Consider the following 19,308-nt stretch of genomic DNA (forward strand, 5'->3'; position numbering starts at 1 on the left):
TCAGGCGCCAAGGTTTGCCGGCAGCGGGGCCTTCAGCCACTGCTCGGACAGGCCGTTCAGCGTGCCGTCCTTGATGCCCTGCTCAATCAGCGCGTCCACTTTTGCCTTCAGGGCCGGTTCGTTTTTCTTCAGGCCGATAAAGCACGGCGAATCTTTCAGCATAAAGCTCGGTACCGGGGCTTTGTCCGCATTCTGCCGCGAAATGGCCGCCACCACGAGGTTGCCGGTCGCCACGTACTGCACCTGCCCGGACAGATAGGCTGACAGCGTGGTGTTATTGTCTTCGTAGCGCTTCACGTCCGCGTCTTTCGGTGCCAGGCCGGTCAGCACCATGTCCTCCACCGCCCCGCGCGTCACGCCGATGGTTTTGCCGCTCAGCGCGGCGGCATCCTTCAGCTCGGCCCCTTTCGGGCCAAACACGCCGAGGAAGAACGGCGCGTAGGCGCGGCTGAAGTCGATCACCTTCTCGCGCTCCGGGTTTTTCCCGAGGCTGGAGATGACCAGATCCACCTTATCGGTTTGCAGGTACGGCACGCGGTTGGCGCTGGTCACCGGCACCAGCTGCAGCCTGAGCTTCATCTGCTTAGCCAGATAGCGCGCCATGTCGATGTCATAGCCCTGCGGCTGCAGGTCGGTCCCCACCGAGCCAAACGGCGGGAAATCCTGCGGAACGGCAATGCGGAGGGTGCCGCGCTTCTCGATATCCTGAAGCTGGTCGGCCTTCGCGGGCAGTTGTGCAAAGAGGCATGCGGCCCCGGCCAGCGCAATCAACAATTTTCTCATGGTGCTTCCCCGTAACGTTAACATGAAACAAAAGATTCTTTGAAGATGATTTTGCAACTAATGTGCCAGATAAGGCGACGCGGGAAATATTGTCTTAAAGCCTGATAAAACGCGGGCGGGGCGTAAATGCGCTCCATTTACGCCCCGTGAAGTTGCACCATTTCAATGCAAAGCACCAGCCTGACGCCCCATTATCGCTGTTCGAGTTCGTCCAGCTGCTGGTAGAGGGAGGCAATCTCGTGAATGCGCGGACGGCCTTTATCGAGGATCTCATGCAGGAAGGCGTTCGCCAGCAGGTTGATCAGGCTGTTGACCGCGGAGTAGCTGTCATAGGCCGAAACGCTGTCCAGCGGGGCGCAGAGCTGCCAGCTTGCCAGCGGAAACAGGCTGTGGGCCTGCGGCTCGCACATCAGCAGCACCGGAATGCCGCGGCTCTGAAGCTGCTGCATCAGCGGGCGGATGATGCGCGGCCGGCGGCGAAACGCCATCATGACCACCATATCGTCCGGCGTTAAGTCCACCAGCTCTTCGCCCAGGCTCTGCCCCGGCTGCGGCAGCACCAGTACCTGACCGCGCGCCTGCAGCAGCTGCTGGCGCAGGTGCAGCGCCGCCGGATAGGCGTTACGCATGCCGATAATGACGACGCGCCGCGCCTTTACCATGCAGGCCATGGCGTCGGCAAACTGCTGCGCGTCGAGGGCATTCACCCACTGGGTCAGGTTCGCCATCTCCTGCTTATAGTGGCGCGCCAGCAGCGTATTGCCCTGCACCGCGTCGCGGTTATCGGTGAGCGGCATCCCGCTCTGGCGCAGGGTGCGCAGCTCGTCGCGCATGTCCTTATATTTCTCATAGCCCAGACGCTTAAACAGGCGGCTGACCGTCGCTTTTGACACCCCGCTCAGCTGCGCCAGCTCGGCGCTGTTGTAGCTAATCAGATCGTCAAAGTGGTCGAAAATAAAATCCGCGACCCGCTGCTCCTGCGGCGACAGTGACGGGTACTGTGCTTTCAGACGTTCATCCAGTTGTTCCATAGCGCCTCTGTAACTTTTGTTTCATGACATTTTGCCTTTCATTCTACCTTTCATTATACGTGCCAGTTTACTGAAACTTTTTTTTCAGATCTGGAACAGCTTTTGCAGCACCTTGTGCCTTTCAGGATTACGAGGACGCTTCATGCAAAGTAATGTCTCCACGCACGGCATGGCCGTTGCGCCCCACCATCTTGCCAGCCAGAGCGCGCTGGCGGTGCTGCGCGAAGGCGGCAGCGCGATAGAGGCGATGGTCGCCGCGGCGGCCACTATCGCCGTGGTTTACCCGCACATGAACGGGCTGGGCGGCGATGGCTTCTGGCTCATCGTTCCCCCGCAGGGCGAACCGATCGCCATTGACGCCAGCGGCGCGGCGGGATCGCGCGCGACGCTCGCCGCCTACGACGGGCTGGCGCATATTCCCCATCGCGGCCCGCAGGCGGCGCTGACCGTCGCCGGCACCGTGAGCGGCTGGGACGAGGCGCTGAAGGTCTCCCACGAGATGACCGGCAAGGCGCTGCCGCTCTCCCGCCTGCTGGCCGACGCCATTGAGTACGCGCAGAACGGCACGCCGGTTACGGCCTCTCAGGCTCACGCCACGGCCAGTAAATTCGACGAGCTGAAGGACGTTCCCGGCTTCGCGGAAACCTGGCTGGTGGACGGCAAGCCGCCAGAGGTCGGCAGCCGGTTTTACCAGCCCGCCATGGCTACGACCCTGACACGCCTTGTGGAGGACGGTCTGGACAGCTTTTATCGCGGCCCGCTGGCGGAGGTGCTGGCGCAGGGCATGGAGACGCTGGGCCTGCCGGTCACGCTGGCCGATTTACGCGCCCACGCCGCCCGGCGCACCGTGCCGCTGAAACTGCAGCATCAGCAGGGAGAGATCTTTAACCATGCCCCGCCAACGCAGGGGCTGGTTTCGCTGGCGATACTCGGCATTACTGACCGCCTGAACATGGCGGAGGCCGACGACGCCGACACCCTTCACCGCATCGTGGAAGCCACCAAGCTGGCCTTTGGCCTGCGCGATGCCCACATCACCGACCCGCGCGCGCTGAAAACCGATATTCAGAGCCTGCTGGATCCCGCCGCCCTGCAGGCGCTTGCCGACAGGGTTGACGACGGCCGCGCCGCGCCGTGGGGCACCGGAAAAGGCCCCGGCGATACGGTGTGGATGGGGGTGATGGAAAAAAGCGGACTTGCCGTGTCGTTTATCCAGAGTATCTATCACGAGTTCGGCAGCGGCGTGGTGCTGCCCGACACCGGCATAACCTGGCAGAACCGGGGCGCATCGTTCAGCCTCGATCCCGAGCATCTTCTGGCCCTCGCGCCGGGCAAGCAGCCTTTCCATACCCTGAACCCGGCGGCGGCGCGTCTTAAGGACGGGCGCGTGATGGTCTACGGCGCGATGGGCGGCGACGGCCAGCCGCAAACCCAGGCCGCGCTCTTTACCCGCTACGTGGTCCAGGGCGTCCCGCTGCAGGAGAGCATTTCCCGCCCGCGCTGGCTGCTGGGCCGCACCTGGGGGCAAACCTCGGACACCTTAAAGCTTGAAGGACGTTTTTCACCCGATACGGTCGCGCGCCTGCGGGCACTCGGTCACGAGGTGGAAATGTTCCCTGACTTTAGTGAAGCGATGGGCCACGCGGGCGCGATTGTGCGTCACCCCAACGGGCTGTTCGAAGGGGCATTTGATCCGCGCAGCAACGGCGCGGCCGCCGGATTTTGAGGAGAAAACAATGACCACACACCAACCCGACTGGCAGACGTACCTTGCGCAGATGGAAACCGTGCTCGGCGTGACGCTGGACGACGCCCGCCGCGCCGAGCTGCAGGTGCAGTTCAGCCGCATTGCCAGCATGGCCACCCCGCTGATGGCGCTGCCGCTCGACGACCGTCTGGAGATCGCAGGAGTGTATAAAGCATGAGGCTACGCGAGATGAGTATCAGCGACATTCAGCAGGCGCTGAGCGCGGGCGAGCTGAGCGCCCATGAGATTGCCCGCCAGACGCTGGAGGCAATTGCGCGCGTTAACCCGCAGATTAACGCCTGGACCGCCGTGACGGAAGCGCGCATGCTCGCCGAGGCCGAGAGCATCGACACCCTGCGCCGCGAGAAGCGCCCCCTGCCGCCCCTGGCGGGCGTGCCCTACGCGGTGAAAAACCTGTTCGACGTTGCGGGCCACACCACCCTCGCCGGGGCCGAGCTGTTCAGCCAGCGGCCTGCCGCCGCCGCTGACGGCTTCGCGGTGCGCCAGCTGCGCAGCGCGGGCGGGCTGCTGACCGGGATGGTGAATATGGATGCCTACGCCTACGGCTTTACCACCGAGAACAGCCACTACGGCACGACGCGTAACCCGCACGACCTGGCGTGCATCGCGGGCGGGTCGTCCGGCGGTTCAGCCGCCGCGGTGGCCGCCGGGCTGGTGCACTTTTCGCTCGGCACCGACACCAACGGCTCGATTCGCGTTCCGGCCTCCCTGTGCGGCATCTATGGCCTGAAGCCCACCTTTGGCCGCCTGTCGCGTTCCGGCAGCCATCCGTTTGTCCCGAGCCTGGATCATATCGGCCCCTTCGCCCGCCGCGTGTGCGATCTGGCATCGGTGTATGACGCGCTGCAGGGGCGGGACAGCAGCGACGCGTTTCAGGCCGAGAGCACGCGCGAGCAGACGCGCCCCCTGCTCGACCGCGGGCTTGACGGCCTGCGCTGCGCGGTGCTCGGCGGCTACTTCACCACCTGGTGCGACGCGGATGCCCGAGACGCCGTGGCGCGGGTGGCGAAGGCGCTTGACGTGCAGGACGAGCTGCGGTTTCCGGACGCCGAGCTGGCGCGCTCGGCGGCATTTATCATCAGCGCCGCCGAAGGGGGAAACCAGTACCTGCCCGCGCTTCGTCGGGAGCCGGAGCGTTTTGAGCCCCATTCCCGCGAACGGCTGCTGGCAGGGGCGATGATCCCTTCTGCCTGGTACATTCAGGCCCAGCGGTTTCGCGCGCACGCCCGGCAGGCGTTCAAAACCCTGTTCACGCAGGCCGACGTGCTGATCGCCCCGGCCACCCCGCGCGGCGCGACGCTCGCGGGCGAGCAGACCATGGAGATTAACGGCCAGCAGCTCCCCATTCGCGCCAGCATGGGGATGCTGACCCAGCCGATTTCGTTCCTGGGCCTGCCGGTGACCACCGTTCCGCTGCGTACCGCTCAGGGTATGCCGATTGGCCTGCAGCTGATTGCCGCGCCGTTTAACGAGCAGGCCTGCCTGCGCGTCGCGCGGGTTCTGGAAGAGCGCGGCATCACCGATGCCCGTCCGGCGGAGATAGCAGCATGATGAATCACGACGACATTAACCTGCCGTGGGTGGTTGCCGAGGTGACCGCCGCGTTTTACCGCTACGAAGACGCGCTGGTGAGCAACAATATTGCCGTGCTGGACGAGCTGTTCTGGCACGATAAAAACACGGTGCGGCTGGGCGCGGGTGAAAACCTGTACGGCATTGATGAAATCCGCGCCTTCCGGGCGGCGCGCCCCGCCGCCGGGCTGCAGCGGACGCTGCGCCACACCGTGATTACCACCTTCGGGGAGGATTATGCCGTGTGCAGCACCGAGTTTACCCGCGAGGGCACAGAGCGCATTGGCCGCCAGCAGCAGACGTGGGTGCGGTTTGCTTATGGATGGCGGATCGTGGCGGCACAGGTGAGTTTGATGGTGTTACGCTGAAAAACCTGCCGGGTGGCGGCTGCGCCTTACCCGGCCTACAGGACATCGTAGGCCCGGTAAGCGCAGCGCCACCGGGCAAAACATCGCACAATTATGTCTGAAACGGTTTGCTTATGACGGCACAGGTGAGTTTGATGGTGTAACACCGCCGGGAATACGAGATTCCGTAGGCCGGGTAAGGCGCAGCCGCCACCCGGCAAAACACGGCTCAATTATTTCTGAAACGGATGCACCTCCCGCCAGTGGTCCGCAATCTGCTGGCGGGTACAGACCCACACCCGCTCGTGCTGCTGCACGTAATCCAGGAACCGCTGCAGCGCGCGAAAACGCCCCGGCCGACCCAGCAGGCGGCAGTGCATGCCGATGGACATCATTTTCGGCGCGCGTTCCCCCTCCTCATACAGCACGTCAAAACTGTCTTTCAGATACGTATAAAACTGCTCGGCGGTGTTAAACCCCTGCGCGGTGGCGAAGCGCATGTCGTTCGCATCCAGCGTGTAGGGCACTATCAAATGCGGTTTACGGGTGCCGTCGCTGCAGGCCACCTCCGTCCAGAAAGGCAGGTCGTCGCCATAGTAGTCGCTGTCGTAGTCGAAGCCGCCGTGCTCCACCACCAGCTGGCGGGTGTTGGGGCTGTCGCGGCCGGTGTACCAGCCCGTCGGCGGCTTGCCGAACAGGTCGGTCAGCACCTGCACCGCTTTATGCAGGTGTTCGCGCTCTTGGCTGATATCCATGCTCTGATAATGGATCCAGCGCCAGCCGTGGCTGACCACGTCGTAATCCGCCGCCCTGATTGCCTCGACGATCTCCGGGTGACGCGCCAGCGCCATCGCTACGCCGAAGACCGTCAGCGGCAGGCCGCGCTTCTGGAATTCATTGTGGATCCGCCAGAACCCGGCGCGGCTGCCGTACTCGTAGAGGGAGTCCATCGACATGTGTTTGTCCGGGTAGCTGGCCGCGCCGATGATGTCCGACAGGAACTGCTCGGATCCGGCATCGCCGTGCAGAACGTGGTTTTCCGCACCCTCTTCATAATTGAGCACAAACTGTACGGCGATGCGCGCCTGATTCGGCCAGCGCGCGTGCGGCGGGCTGCCCGCGTAGCCGCGCAGATCCCGCGGGTAATCCTGATCAAAAAGCCCCATTGCCACCCCCAAAAATTAAAATGGATTCAGTGCCTGAAACTGCCCGCTTAACGGTTTGTTCTCCGGGAACGCCAGATCCCCGTGCTTGCTGGTCGACAGCCCCAGCGCCACCAGCGATTCCACCATCTTCACCGCCGCGCTGACGCCGTCGATCACCGGCACGCGCAGCTCGCGCGTTAGCTCCTGCGCCAGGGTCGCCATGCCGCCGCAGCCCAGCACGATGGCGCCGCAGCCGTCCTCTTTCAGCGCCTGGATACAGCGCGCGCGCACTTTTTCCTGCGCCAGACCGCTGCCGTCCTCCAGCGCCAGTACCGGAAGGTCGATGGCGTGCAGCGCCGCGCAGTGGTCCTGAAAGCCATACTGATGCAGCAGATGACGGGCAATAATCAGCGTGCGCGGCAGCGTGGTGACCACCGAAAAGCGCGTCGCCACCAGCGTCGCCATATGCATCGCGGCTTCGGCGATGCCGATAACCGGCCCCTGCGCCAGCTCGCGCGCCGCCAGCAGGCCCGGATCGCCAAAGCAGGCGATGACGTGACCGTCCACGCCCTGCTCCCTGCCTTTTTTGATCTGTTCCAGGACACCGACGGCGGCGATGGCCTCGTCAAAGTGGCCTTCTATAGACGGCACGCCCGCGGTTGGGCAGACGGCGATGATTTCGGTTCCCGACGCAGCGACCGCGCGGGCCGCCGCGCCGATGGTTTCCGTCATCGCGAGGCTGGTGTTGGGGTTGATCACTTGTATACGGACGGACATTACGACTCCTTGTGGCCGGCAAACAGCCTGGCAAAATCAGGCAGACACTCGCCCGCCCGCTCGAAGCAGAGGCTGGCAACGATATGTTCAAAATGGTGCATGAGGGCATCGCTTAATGGCTCAAGCGCCTTCTGGCGCAGCAGATCCACCAGCTGTTCGTGATCGTTGCAGCGGCAGCCCTGCCGCCAGGGCGCGCCCCAGGTCGCAATCACCAGCGACGAGCGCTGGCTCAGGCCGGTCACCATCTCGGTGAGCACCTGGTTGCCGGAGATGGCCTGCAGCTGAATATGAAAACTGGCGGAGTGGCGGATCGCCGCCGGGCCGTCGTACGCCTCGTGCGCCTGCTGCTCCTGGCGAATAATGGCCTCCAGCGCGGCAAGGTGCGGCGGCTGGCAGTGGGCCAGCACGTCAGGCAGGTTGGCGACCTCCAGCAGGGCGCGGGTGCGGAAGATGTGCCGCGCCTCTTCTACCGTCGGGCTGGCGACGTGTGCACCACGCCTGGGCGATAAGGTGACCATTTGCACTGCGGCGAGTCGTTGAAGCACCTTGCGGATGCCCGTGCGGCTCACGCCAAAGACCTCGGCCAGCGCCTCTTCCGGCAGTTTGCTCCCCGGCAGCAGCTGATGTTCGACAATCGCGGTCATCAGCGCCTGAAAGATCGATTCGTCTTTGTCATGCAGGTCTGGCGCGGTCTGCAGGGCATTTAGGTTGTTCATTTAACACTCCATATTTAACTTCGCGTTATCGAATCGTATACATAAAAATAAAATATTGCATACAAGATTTATTATTTTGGCCTGGATCCTGCAACCCCCTCTGCACGCCCACTCAAGGGGTTTTCATTCACAGGAGCAGGTTTCATGCCAAACAGTCAAAACGCGCAGCAGGGTACGGCCGCTGATTCCGGTGCGGCTTACAGCCCACGTCTTTGCAATGAGGATCTGGCACCGACGCGTGACCAGAACTGGAGCTGGTACAACATCTTTTCGTTCTGGATGTCGGACGTGCACAGCATGGGAGGATATGTTGTCGCCGCGAGCTTCTTTACGCTCGGGCTGGCAAGCTGGCAGGTCCTGCTCTGCCTGCTGGTGGGGATTTGCATCGTGCAGCTGTGCGCCAACCTGGTGGCAAAACCGAGCCAGATGGCGGGCGTGCCCTATGCGGTGATCAGCCGTCAGGCGTTTGGCGTCTTCGGCGCCAATATTCCGGCGGTGATCCGCGGGCTGATTGCCTTCGCGTGGTACGGCATCCAGACCTATCTGGCCGCCAACGCCCTGATGCTGGTGGCGCTGAAGTTCTGGCCGTCACTCTCTTCGCTCACCACCGGCGCGTTCCTCGGCCTGTCGCATCTGGGCTGGATCTGCTTTGCCATTATGTGGGTCCTGCAGGCGATGGTCTTCTGGCACGGCATGAGCGCCATCAAGCGCTTTATTGATATCGCCGGTCCGGCGGTCTACGTGGTGATGCTGGCCCTCGCAGGCTGGATTGTATACAAGACCGGTTTCGACGGCATCTCCTTTACCCTCGCCAGCAAATCCCTGAGCGCGGGCGAGCAAACCTGGCAGATGATCACCGCAACCGCGCTGGTGGTCTCCTACTTCTCCGGCCCGCTGCTCAACTTTGGCGACTTCTCCCGCTACGGCAAAAGCATGGGGGAGATCCGCCGCGGCAACCGCTGGGGGCTGCCGTTTAACTTCCTGCTGTTCTCCATCGTCACCGTGGTGATTGTCTCCGGCACGCAGTCGCTGTTTGGCCGCATGATCACCGACCCGATCGAAACCGTCAGCCGCGTGGGTAACGATCTGGCCGTGGCGATTGGCCTGCTGACGATGATCACCGCCACCATCGGGATTAACATTGTGGCGAACTTCGTCTCACCGGCCTTTGATTTCTCTAACTGCTCGCCGCAGAAAATCAGCTTCCGCACCGGGGGGATGATTGCCGCCGTCGGCTCGATCCTGCTCACCCCGTGGAACCTGTTCAACTCGCCGGAGCTTATCCACTACACCCTGGACGTGCTCGGGGCATTTATCGGCCCGCTGTTCGGCATTCTGATTGCCGATTTCTACCTGATTAAGCGCGGCAAGGTGTCGGTGGACGATCTGTTCGACGACACGCCGAAGGGCAAATACTGGTATCGCAACGGCTTTAACCCGAAAGCCATCGGCGCGCTGATCCCCTCCGTTGCCGTGGGCCTGGTCATTAGCTTTATCCCGGCCCTGCATGAGGTGGCAAACTTCAGCTGGTTCATCGGCGTCTTCCTCGGCGGCGTGACCTACCGCTGGCTGGCGCGGGAAGATCGCGAGACGGCAGGTGCGACGACGTTCAGCTCCCGCGTAGCGACGCAAAAAGAGTAACCCTCCCCCTCGGGCCGCAGCGTAACTGCGGCCCGTTCATTCTGGCACCGTTCTTGCTGAGCCTTCTTACCCCGCTACGCAAACACCAAGGCAGGAACCATGATGGAATACCAGACTGCGATACGCGGTGCATTTTTTGACATTGCCCAGGTCTGCGACAGCGCAGACGCGATCGCCGAACACGCGCGCTACCTTGAGGACGGGCTGCTGTTTATCCAGAACGGCACCATTCTGGCGCACATGCCGTGGCAGGAGGGCGAGCAGTATCTTGACCCTCACAAGGGCTACACCGATATGCGCGGCAGGCTCCTGCTGCCCGGTTTTATCGATACCCACGTCCATTACCCGCAGACGGAGATGATCGGCGCCTTTGGCGAGCAGCTGCTGGAGTGGCTGACCACCTACACCTTTCCGGTGGAGAGCCAGTTTGCCGATGAGGCCTACGCGACAGAGATCGCCGAATTTTTCATTAACCAGCTGGTGAGCAACGGCACCACCACCGCGCTGGTGTTCTGCACGCTGCATCCGGAATCGGTCGAGGCGCTGTTTGCAGAGGCGCTGCGCCTTAACATGCGCCTTATCGCCGGAAAGGTGATGATGGACAGACACGCGCCGGACTACCTGAGCGAAGACGCGAAGCAGAGCTACCGGCAGACGCGGGCGCTGATCCAGCGCTGGCATCATCGCGGGCGTCTGGGATACGCCATTACACCGCGCTTTGCCCCGACGTCATCCCCCGAGCTGCTTGCCGCGGTCAGCCTGCTCAGAGAGGAGTTTCCGGATACCTGGCTGCAGACCCACCTGAGCGAAAACCCCAACGAAGTGGCCTGGGTGAGCGACCTCTGGCCGGAGCACGAGCGCTATCTGGACGTGTATCACCACTACGGCCTGACCGGCGAGCGCAGCATGTTTGCCCACGCGATCCATCTTCACCACAGCGAGTGGCAGTGCCTGCATGATACCGGCTCGGCGGTGGCGTTTTGCCCCACTTCTAACCTGTTCCTCGGCAGCGGGCTGTTTCGCCTGCCCGCCTGCTGGCAGCACAGGGTGCGGATGGGCATCGGCACCGACGTCGGGGCGGGCACCACCTTCAGCATGCTGCGCACGCTGGGGGAAGCCTACAAGGTCGGCCAGCTTCAGAGCTACCGCCTGCGCGCCAGCGAGGCGTTTTATCACGCCACGCTGGGCGGCGCGCACGCCCTCCGCCTGGACGATAAGATTGGCAACTTCACGCCCGGCAAAGAGGCGGATTTCGTCGTCATCGACCCGGACGTGACGCCGCTGCAGCGCCTGCGCAATCGCCGCTGCCAGGATATCTACGAGCAGCTTTTTGTGCTGATGACCCTCGGTGACGAGCGCAACATCAGCGAAACCTGGGTCAACGGCGAGCGGGTGTGGTCAACTGCCCCGGTAGGTTGACCACCCGCCGGGCGCAATCACAAACGGCAGATGAAAGTGCTCGTCTGCCGCTCCTCCCGTCACAAAATCAATCCGCGCGCAGGGATAGATCGTGTCGCGGCCACTGTTGCTAAACCATTGGCCGATCTCCGCCACCAGCCGGTAGCGGCCTTTTGGCAGAGCGGGCACGAAGGCGGCAATGCGCCCCTGCGCGTTGGTGACGCCCGTGGCCAGCGTGTTCCCGTCCTGCTGCAGGTGAACCGTCACGCCCTCTGCGGGCTTGCCCGTCGAAATATCAAGAATATGGGTGCTGAGCGTGCTCATTCGCCAATCACTCCTTCCAGCCTTAGCAGCGTGATGTCCCGCAGCTGTTCCAGCGCGGCGTGTACCTCCTGCGCATCGCTGTTCTCCAGCCGCGCGTGCAGGGCCTGTAAAATCTCCTCGCCGCTGCGCCCCTTCGCGCGGATCAAAAAGACGCGTCCGAAGCGGGCCTCGTAGCGGGCATTGCCCTCACGCAGCGCCCGGGCAAGGGCAGCATCGCGATCGTTCACCGCCCCCTGCTCCTGGCGCGACAGCGCCGCCTCCGCCTGTGAGCCCGTTGGCTTTTCTCCGATGCGCGGATGGGCGCTCAATGCTTGCGTTAATGCCGCGTTGTCCCAGGTTTGCGTCAGCGATTTTGCCGTACTGAACAATTCGTCCCGGCTGGCGTAAGGCCGCCCGCGAACCAGCGCATCGGCCCAGTCGGGTAGCGCCACGCAGGGGTGAACCAACGCGAACGCCTTTTCGTGGGAAAGATGATTGAAGTCGTGCAGTCCGATCATAGCGTCTCCTTTATTGTCCTTCTCCGGGGTATTGCACAAACCACGCCACTCTGAGCGAGGACGTGAAACAGTCGATTCCGCATAGCTCAACGGGAAATTTTTGATTCAAGAAAAGGCACGCTCACGGCGTTTTCGCACCTTAGCAGTGCAAACGCCTGCCCCACAATGCCGTTTTCGCCACTCTGCAGCCTGGTACGCAAATTGCTGAATGTCTTTACACCCTGCAAAAGGAGAGAAGCATGAGAGCAATCGTTATTGGCGCGGGTATTGGCGGCCTGAGCGCCGCCGTCGCGCTGAAGAAAGCGGGCATCGACTGTACCGTATTTGAAGCCGTGAAGGAGATCAGGCCCGTCGGGGCAGCCATCTCCATCTGGCCGAACGGCGTGAAGTGCATGCAGCACCTCGGCATGGGCGACATCATCGAGACCTACGGCGGCCCGATGCGTTTTATGGCCTACAAGGATTACCGGCGCGGCGAGACCCTGACCCGCTTTAGCCTTGCCCCGCTGGTCGAACGCACCGGCGGGCGTCCCTGCCCCGTCTCGCGCGCCGAGCTTCAGCGCGAAATGCTGGACTTCTGGGGCCGCGACAGGGTGCAGTTTGGCAAGCGCGTCGAACGCGTCCGTGAAGACGACGCGGGCGTGAGCGTCACCTTTACCGACGGCACCACGGCAACCGGCGATTTCCTGATTGCCGCCGACGGCAGCCACTCTGCGGTTCGCCCGTACGTGCTGGGGTACACGCCGGAGCGCCGCTACGCCGGGTACGTGAACTGGAACGGGCTGGTGAAGATTGATGAAGAGATCGCCCCGGCGCACCAGTGGACCACCTTCGTCGGCGAAGGCAAACGCGTGTCGCTGATGCCGGTTTCCGGCGGTCGCTTCTATTTCTTTTTTGACGTGCCGCTCCCCGCCGGTCTGGCGGAAGATCGCACCACCCTGCGCGCCGATCTCACGGGCTACTTCCGCGGCTGGGCCCCGCCGGTGCAAAAGCTTATCGCGGCGCTCGACCCCGACACCACCAACCGGATTGAGATCCACGACATCGAGCCGTTCGACACCCTGGTACGCGGCAACGTCGCGCTATTGGGGGATGCCGGGCACAGCACCACGCCGGATATCGGTCAGGGCGGCTGCGCGGCGATGGAAGATGCCGTGGTGCTGGGCGAATGCCTGCGTGAAAACCACAGCATCACGCTGGCGCTGCGGCAGTACGAAGCGCTGCGCTGCGACCGGGTGCGCGACCTGGTGCTGAAGGCGCGCAAGCGCTGCGACGTCACCCACGGGAAAGACATGGCGTTGACCCAGGCCTGGTATCAGGAGCTGAAAGAGGAGACCGGGGAGCGCATCATTAACGGTCTGTGCGAGACCATTCAGGGCGGCCCGTTAGGCTGAACGTAAGAGGGACAACGATGAAAAGAGAACCGACTCCACCCGCCCACTGCACGTTTGAGCCAGAGGACTGGCTGCGCCTGGCGAAATGCTGGCATCCGGTCGCCCGCGCCTGCGACATCGGCCCGGCGCCGGTCAAGGCGACCCTGCTGGACGAACCGCTGGTGATTTACCGGATTAATGACCGGGTCGTGGTCGCCCGTGACGTCTGCCCGCACCGCGGCGTGCCGCTGACGCTCGGCTTTCACGACGAGCACGGGATTATCTGCCCTTACCACGGCTTACGTTTCGGAGAGGACGGGCGCTGCAACCGTATCCCCTCCAGCCCCGACCAGCCCGTGCCGGCGAAGCTGAACCTGATTAACTACGCCGTTGAGGAGCGCTTTGGCCTGATCTGGACCTGTCTGGCCTTTGACCCGGAAAATCCCGTGCCGCTGCCCACCATGCCGCACTGGGATGATGACGGATTTCAGCAGATCAACTGCCCGGCGTTTGAGGTGAACGGCTTCGCCGGGCGTCAGGTGGAAGGGTTTCTGGACGTGGCGCACTTCGCCTGGATCCATACCGATACCTTTGCGGACCCGGATAACCCGCTGGTGCCCCACTATCAGCCGCAGGAGACGCCGTTTGGGTTTGTAGCCGATTACTGGAGTTCCGTCAGCAACTATCCCGCCAGTTCACCCGTGCAGGCGCCGGAAGGCTTCCAGTGGCTGCGCCATTTTGAAATGCATCTGCCGTTTACCGCCACCCTGACGATCCATTTCCCGGGGGAATCCCGGCTGGTGATTATGAACGCCGCGTCGCCGGTGTCCTCGCGGGTGACCCGAATGTTCGCCCCTATCGCCCGCAACTTTGATCTGCATATTCCGGTAGAGGACGTGCATGCCTTCAATCTGCGGATTTTTGAAGAGGATCGCCTGATGGTCGAAACCCAGCGTCCGGAAAGCCTGCCGCTGGATCTGACGCTGGAGGCCCATATTCCCGCGGATAAAAGCTCGATTGCCTACCGTCGGGGGCTGAAAAAAATGGGCTTTGGCGAATTTTTCCTGGTATGACGGAGGCCGATATGCAGAGCGTAATTGTTGACGGGCTGTGGCGCGAGGGCGACAGGAGCCTCGCCGTCAGGCTGGTGGCTGAAAACGGTGAAACCCTGCCGCGGTGGCAGCCGGGGGCACATATTGACGTGCATCTGCCCTGCGGCGTGGTGCGACAGTATTCCCTGACCGGGGCATGTGAGGACGACGGGTATCTTATCTGCGTGGGGCGGGAAACCGCCTCGCGCGGCGGGTCGCGCTACGTTCACGAGACGCTGCGGCCCGGGCAGAAGCTGACAATCTCGGCCCCGCGCAATTTGTTCCCGCTTCAGCAGGCAGAGCGTGTGCTGCTGCTGGCGGCGGGGATCGGCATTACGCCGCTGTACGCCATGGCCCTGCAGCTGAAGGCTGCCGGAACGCCGTTTACGCTGCACTACTACGTTAAACGCCGGGAAAGCGCGGCGTTTGTTCGGGAACTTTCACAGTTCGGTGAGTGCACTATTCATACCGACAGCCCGCGCGCCGCGCTGGCAGAGCATCTTCCGATAGCGCAGGCGGGGCTTCACGCCTGGGTCTGCGGCCCGGCGGGCTTTATGGAAAAAGCGCGCGAGCTGGCAACCGCGAAAGGGTGGGATGATGCCCAGCTTCACAGCGAGGCGTTTCAGCCCGTGGCCCCGGTCACAAGCGGCGTCGCGGGCGAGATCTTTATGGTCAAGCTGGCCTCTACCGGGGAGCGCTGGCCTGTCCCTGCGGATAAAACCATCGCCCAGGTCCTGCTGGAAAATGGCGTGGCGGTTCCGCTCTCCTGCGAGATGGGGATCTGCGGGGCCTGCCTGACGCCGGTGATTGACGGCGTGGTGGATCACCGGGATAGCGTACAGTCTGAGGCGGAAAAAAACGCGCCGGAGCAGCAGGTGGCGCTGTGCTGTTCGCGGAGCCATTCCGGGGAGCTGGCGATCGGGCTGTAGAGTGAAAAATCCTGCGATAGCCCTATCGCAGGGTTATCGTTGAGCATTTGTGAACACCTCAGTCGGCGCGTGAACCTTTCACAGGTCGTTAACGTTTGGTGCCTCTCGCCAGGAGGATTTCTGCAGCAAATCTCTGCACGAGATCAATTATTGAACGTCAATCCTTCCAGCGAAATTTGTTTAACCCCACCCTTTCGCGTCAAATTAAACCATTTAAATACGCATATTTAACAAATAAATAACCAAAAAGGCACAACCCAAAAACAAATCTCGTGCTCTTGATTCTTTTTTTGATTAATCGTGCTGTTTTTTTTTAACCAATTGCCTCACTGAGAAAGCGAAAATTCCTATATGAATGCGTAAAATTCCTGGTCCATTTCAAGAACAAAAAACCATCAATTAAGACAATTCTCATATAAAATAGCCAGTTAGCCATTTCTCATCGTCTAAGAAAATCCAGGAATATACAGATATTTATTTGTGGACACATTTAGAAATTAAAGTTGTCACATTTTTACGCTAGCCATAATATAACGACATCACAGGACAACAGGGTAAATAACAACAAGGAAATAAATCGGCATATGCCATCGCAGAAATATGAAAAAGTATGCTGTATGAGTTGTCATTATCATTGCGAGCTTAGACCACAGCCCACGATAAAGATGATAAATTGCATTGAAAATCAATACTGCTTATGGCCCGACAAAAATACGTATTTGAAGACAGGGATTAAGCTTGCCCTCGTGAATACGCATTATAATTTTGTTCATGCCGGGTTCATTTTCGTTGATTTTTCTCGCTATAACGTCAGATTGTTTACTAACAGTAAGTGGATTGAGTACCTGACTCAATCAGGATTACGATTAATACTCATCTCTGACAGATCAATGCAACCGCTGGCCTTGTACTGGAAAAAGCGTTGTCAGGAGATATTTAATGAGATGGTCACTCCCTCCTTCCCGGTACTATGCTGAGGATAGGCTTTCATTCGGAGAACTATCATGGAAAACATTGCGCTCATTGGTATCGATCTGGGTAAAAACTCTTTCCATATTCATTGCCAGGATCGTCGCGGCAAGGCTGTTTACCGTAAAAAATTTACACGGCCAAAGTTAATCGAATTTTTGGCGACATGCCCCGCTACAACCATCGCAATGGAAGCCTGTGGTGGCTCTCACTTTATGGCACGCAAGTTGGAAGAGTTGGGGCATTTTCCTAAGCTGATATCACCACAATTTGTCCGTCCATTCGTTAAAAGTAACAAAAACGACTTTGTCGACGCCGAAGCTATTTGTGAAGCTGCATCGCGTCCGTCTATGCGTTTTGTACAGCCCAGAACTGAATCTCAGCAGGCAATGCGTGCGCTGCATCGTGTCCGTGAATCCTTGGTTCAGGATAAGGTAAAAACAACCAATCAGATGCATGCTTTTCTGCTGGAATTTGGCATCAGCGTTCCACGAGGAGCTGCCGTTATTAGCCGACTGAGTACCCTTCTTGAGGACAATAGTTTGCCTCTATACCTCAGCCAGTTATTGCTGAAATTACAACAGCATTATCACTATCTTGTTGAGCAGATTAAAGATTTGGAATCCCAGTTGAAACGAAAGTTGGACGAAGATGAGATTGGACAGCGCTTGCTGAGCATTCCCTGCGTCGGAACACTGACAGCGAGTACTATTTCAACTGAGATTGGCGACGGGAAGCAGTACGCCAGCAGTCGTGACTTTGCGGCGGCAACAGGGCTAGTGCCTCGACAGTACAGCACGGGAGGTCGGACGACATTGCTGGGAATTAGTAAGCGAGGTAACAAAAAGATCCGAACTTTGTTGGTTCAATGTGCCAGGGTATTCATACAAAAACTGGAACACCAGTCTGGCAAATTGGCCGATTGGGTCAGGGATCTACTGTGTAGGAAAAGCAACTTTGTCGTCACTTGTGCTCTGGCAAACAAGCTGGCCAGAATAGCCTGGGCCCTAACGGCACGACAGCAAACTTATGTAGCATAACGGCAGAAATACACCGGTTTAAAGAATCACTGATCTGGTTTTGCGAATACTGATATTGATGATACTAACGGCCCACCGGCCTGTTGAGGAACCTGTAAAACGGAAAGGCTCATTGAAGCCGTATATTTTCTGGAGGTTCATCAGGCGCGGAACTCATCGAGGCGCGGGAATAAAATCCCATTCAGACGCCGGATAGATTCAAGCAAGCCAATTTATCGTCAAAATCGGTGTTGCAAAAACGGGAGTGACCATAGATTCCGTTATTAGCACCAGCGATACCAAAGCTGAAATAGAAAAGAAAATAAACGTTTCTTTTCTCGGGCATCGGGATGAGCGCTCACATCGTAAAAGGCTCAATGATAAAGAGGTGCGTGTTTTAGATCTTATGCTCGCCGAGAAAAGCGTTAAAGAAATAGCAAAAACATTGTCAGAGACTGAAAGGAAAGTCTACGCAATAAGACTCAGCCTGCAAAATAAGATGGGAGGCAGAGGGAGATTAAATACCATAATCTCCGGATAGAAAGTAAACATCGTAGTAACTCCATTAATGGAACTAACTTTATACTTTTAGGAAAATGAAAATGAACAAAATCGTATTAGCGGGTATTGTGGCAGCTGCTCTTATTTCTTCCAATGCAATGGCTGATATTACAGCCTCTGCCACTGCAAGCTGGGATGCGAGCGCAACCAAAGACACCACCAGCGCACTGGTTGTTACCCCTCTTAAATCGCTGACATTCCAGTATGCAGAGGGAATTAAAGCGTTTAACACTCAAAAAGGCGCATTTGATATCACCATCGAAGGCCAGTCCGGCGCGACTGACTTCATGCTGACCTCTCAGATCGTGAGCAACACCCTGAGCCGCACCACTGATGCCTCCACTCTGGACGTTGGCGTGAACTGGAACGGCAACGCGCTGAGCAAAACGGCTCCGGTCACCATGATCGACACGGCAAACAACATTTCCGCCGGTCTGGATGCACTGGCGGTGAGCACCGCGTACGCCGGTAGCGACCGTACCAGCGCCCAGGGCAACTTCGATTTCAACATCGAATCAGCCACCTCTGACGGCAGCACCACCGCTCAGTTTAGCGATCTGACAGACGGTTACTGGAGCGGCGACGTTCGCGTGCAGTTCACCGCAGTCTGGACCGTTTAATTCCCGGATTGTAACCCCCGGGCATCTGCAGGAGGCTTCGGCCTCCTGATAAGGACACACTTATGAAGCTCAATCCCCTGCTGATCTCACTCCCTTTGCTGGCTCTATCACTCTCCACCCAGGCGATTAATGTCGGTGACGTCACTGCCATTATGGGGCCTGAATCAACAAGTTTGTCGAAGGAAATAGCCAATACCACGGATACTGCTCGTTACGTTAGCGTGAGCGTAGAACGCCTTTCCTCCCCCATGGCGGATGGAACTATTATACCGCTCGAGACGAAATCAGAATTATTATCCACGCCTGCAAGTTTAATTTTACCCGGACATGCCAAAGAGAACTTTCGGTTCTTTTACAAAGGGCCGCAAGATGATAAAGAGCGTTATTATCGGATATCCTGGACTGATGAACCGGTAACCGAATTTGGCGCAAGTAAAAATAGAAAACAGGGTGAAGCCACCACCTCAGCCATTATCGGTACAATTCTGGTGGTAGCGCCTCGCAATGAGAAGTTTGATTACCGCCGTAGTAATGACACCGTCACCAATACAGGAAATGCCTCTTTTCGTGTTATTTCCTACGGACCGTGCAGGGACAAAACCAAAGATACCGGACAGGGTTGCCGGGAGCGCTATTACCTGATGCCCGGTGTTAGCGTAAAAATAAAACACACCGACCTCACCAACAAAAAGACACGCATTGGGATCTGGCATGGTGAGACCTATATTAATGTAAACTGAGAATCAT

18 protein-coding genes and 1 pseudogene are annotated in these 19,308 nt (G+C 59.5%); 12 read left to right on the plus strand and 7 right to left on the minus strand.

Going from position 1 to position 19,308, the window contains the following annotated elements; all coding sequences use genetic code 11:
- Both ACJBF3_RS10070 and hpxU read right to left on the minus strand, forming a co-directional pair.
- Positions 1-783, minus strand: a complete 783-nt coding sequence (locus tag ACJBF3_RS10070; RefSeq protein WP_045326891.1) for a transporter substrate-binding domain-containing protein — start codon at positions 781-783, stop codon at positions 1-3.
- Positions 784-974: 191 nt separating this feature from the next.
- Complete coding sequence (gene hpxU / locus ACJBF3_RS10075) at positions 975-1,814, minus strand: MurR/RpiR family transcriptional regulator HpxU (protein WP_045326890.1); 840 nt, start codon at positions 1,812-1,814, stop codon at positions 975-977.
- Between the two features lie 142 nt (positions 1,815-1,956).
- On the opposite strand from hpxU, the gene hpxW reads away from it, so the two are divergent.
- The 4 genes from hpxW to hpxZ are packed head-to-tail and all read left to right on the plus strand — an operon-like array spanning position 1,957 to position 5,522.
- Positions 1,957-3,540 (plus strand): oxamate amidohydrolase, encoded by a 1,584-nt coding sequence (gene hpxW / locus ACJBF3_RS10080; RefSeq protein ID WP_045326889.1) that lies wholly within the window; start codon positions 1,957-1,959, stop codon positions 3,538-3,540.
- Positions 3,541-3,550: 10 nt separating this feature from the next.
- On the plus strand, positions 3,551-3,739 hold the full coding sequence (gene hpxX / locus ACJBF3_RS10085; protein ID WP_045326888.1) for an oxalurate catabolism protein HpxX: 189 nt from the start codon (positions 3,551-3,553) through the stop codon (positions 3,737-3,739).
- A complete protein-coding gene (locus tag ACJBF3_RS10090; protein ID WP_045326887.1) occupies positions 3,736-5,133 on the plus strand; it encodes an AtzE family amidohydrolase in 1,398 nt (465 codons plus the stop codon). Before hpxX ends, ACJBF3_RS10090 begins: the two co-directional genes overlap by 4 nt.
- Complete coding sequence (gene hpxZ, locus ACJBF3_RS10095; RefSeq protein ID WP_045326886.1) at positions 5,130-5,522, plus strand: oxalurate catabolism protein HpxZ; 393 nt, start codon at positions 5,130-5,132, stop codon at positions 5,520-5,522. Before ACJBF3_RS10090 ends, hpxZ begins: the two co-directional genes overlap by 4 nt.
- A gap of 212 nt (positions 5,523-5,734) precedes the next feature.
- On the opposite strand, the gene puuE is transcribed toward hpxZ, so the two are convergent.
- The 3 genes and pseudogenes from puuE to ACJBF3_RS10110 form a co-directional block, all read right to left on the minus strand.
- Positions 5,735-6,634 (minus strand): allantoinase PuuE, encoded by a 900-nt coding sequence (puuE, locus tag ACJBF3_RS10100; RefSeq protein WP_223239944.1) that lies wholly within the window; start codon positions 6,632-6,634, stop codon positions 5,735-5,737.
- Positions 6,552-7,423 (minus strand): annotated as a pseudogene (gene hpxA / locus ACJBF3_RS10105) (allantoin racemase). Before hpxA ends, puuE begins: the two are co-directional and overlap by 83 nt.
- The gene (locus ACJBF3_RS10110; RefSeq protein WP_045326883.1) at positions 7,423-8,139 is read right to left on the minus strand and encodes a GntR family transcriptional regulator; all 717 of its coding nucleotides are present in this window, start codon (positions 8,137-8,139) and stop codon (positions 7,423-7,425) included. The pseudogene hpxA and the gene ACJBF3_RS10110 overlap by 1 nt, the downstream one beginning before the upstream one ends.
- A gap of 144 nt (positions 8,140-8,283) precedes the next feature.
- Here ACJBF3_RS10110 and ACJBF3_RS10115 point away from each other — a divergent pair, with 144 nt between their 5' ends.
- Both ACJBF3_RS10115 and guaD read left to right on the plus strand, forming a co-directional pair.
- Entirely contained in the window at positions 8,284-9,780 is a 1,497-nt protein-coding gene (locus ACJBF3_RS10115; protein ID WP_045326882.1) for an NCS1 family nucleobase:cation symporter-1, read from the plus strand.
- 99 nt (positions 9,781-9,879) lie between these two features.
- Positions 9,880-11,199 carry a guanine deaminase gene (gene guaD / locus ACJBF3_RS10120; RefSeq protein WP_045326881.1) on the plus strand — a complete coding sequence of 440 codons (1,320 nt, stop codon included), beginning with the start codon at positions 9,880-9,882 and terminating at the stop codon, positions 11,197-11,199.
- Here the strand turns inward: guaD and uraH are convergent.
- Both uraH and uraD read right to left on the minus strand, forming a co-directional pair.
- Positions 11,179-11,502, minus strand: a complete 324-nt coding sequence (uraH, locus tag ACJBF3_RS10125; RefSeq protein ID WP_045326880.1) for a hydroxyisourate hydrolase — start codon at positions 11,500-11,502, stop codon at positions 11,179-11,181. The two genes, guaD and uraH, sit on opposite strands and share 21 nt — an antisense overlap.
- Positions 11,499-11,999, minus strand: a complete 501-nt coding sequence (uraD, locus tag ACJBF3_RS10130) for a 2-oxo-4-hydroxy-4-carboxy-5-ureidoimidazoline decarboxylase (protein WP_045326879.1) — start codon at positions 11,997-11,999, stop codon at positions 11,499-11,501. Before uraD ends, uraH begins: the two co-directional genes overlap by 4 nt.
- A gap of 239 nt (positions 12,000-12,238) precedes the next feature.
- Here uraD and hpxO point away from each other — a divergent pair, with 239 nt between their 5' ends.
- The 6 genes from hpxO to ACJBF3_RS10160 all read left to right on the plus strand — a co-directional run bounded on the left by hpxO (position 12,239) and on the right by ACJBF3_RS10160 (position 19,301).
- Positions 12,239-13,393: an FAD-dependent urate hydroxylase HpxO gene (hpxO, locus tag ACJBF3_RS10135; protein WP_045326878.1), complete on the plus strand. Its 1,155-nt coding sequence runs from the start codon at positions 12,239-12,241 to the stop codon at positions 13,391-13,393.
- 17 nt (positions 13,394-13,410) lie between these two features.
- A complete protein-coding gene (hpxD, locus tag ACJBF3_RS10140) occupies positions 13,411-14,445 on the plus strand; it encodes a molybdenum cofactor-independent xanthine hydroxylase subunit HpxD (protein WP_045326877.1) in 1,035 nt (344 codons plus the stop codon).
- Positions 14,446-14,456: 11 nt separating this feature from the next.
- Positions 14,457-15,392, plus strand: coding sequence for a PDR/VanB family oxidoreductase (locus ACJBF3_RS10145; protein WP_045326876.1), 936 nt, complete (start codon positions 14,457-14,459; stop codon positions 15,390-15,392).
- Positions 15,393-16,396: 1,004 nt separating this feature from the next.
- Positions 16,397-17,401 (plus strand): IS110-like element IS4321 family transposase, encoded by a 1,005-nt coding sequence (locus tag ACJBF3_RS10150; protein WP_000427620.1) that lies wholly within the window; start codon positions 16,397-16,399, stop codon positions 17,399-17,401.
- A 581-nt stretch (positions 17,402-17,982) separates the two neighbouring features.
- Positions 17,983-18,561, plus strand: coding sequence for a common pilus major fimbrillin subunit EcpA (locus ACJBF3_RS10155; protein ID WP_045330800.1), 579 nt, complete (start codon positions 17,983-17,985; stop codon positions 18,559-18,561).
- A 62-nt stretch (positions 18,562-18,623) separates the two neighbouring features.
- A complete protein-coding gene (locus ACJBF3_RS10160; protein WP_045330710.1) occupies positions 18,624-19,301 on the plus strand; it encodes a hypothetical protein in 678 nt (225 codons plus the stop codon).
- Positions 19,302-19,308: the final 7 nt, after the last annotated feature.

Origin of the sequence: Enterobacter sp. PP-008-ECC_S150, assembly GCF_045257065.1 — a bacterium.
Taxonomy (GTDB): Bacteria; Pseudomonadota; Gammaproteobacteria; order Enterobacterales; family Enterobacteriaceae; genus Enterobacter; species Enterobacter chengduensis.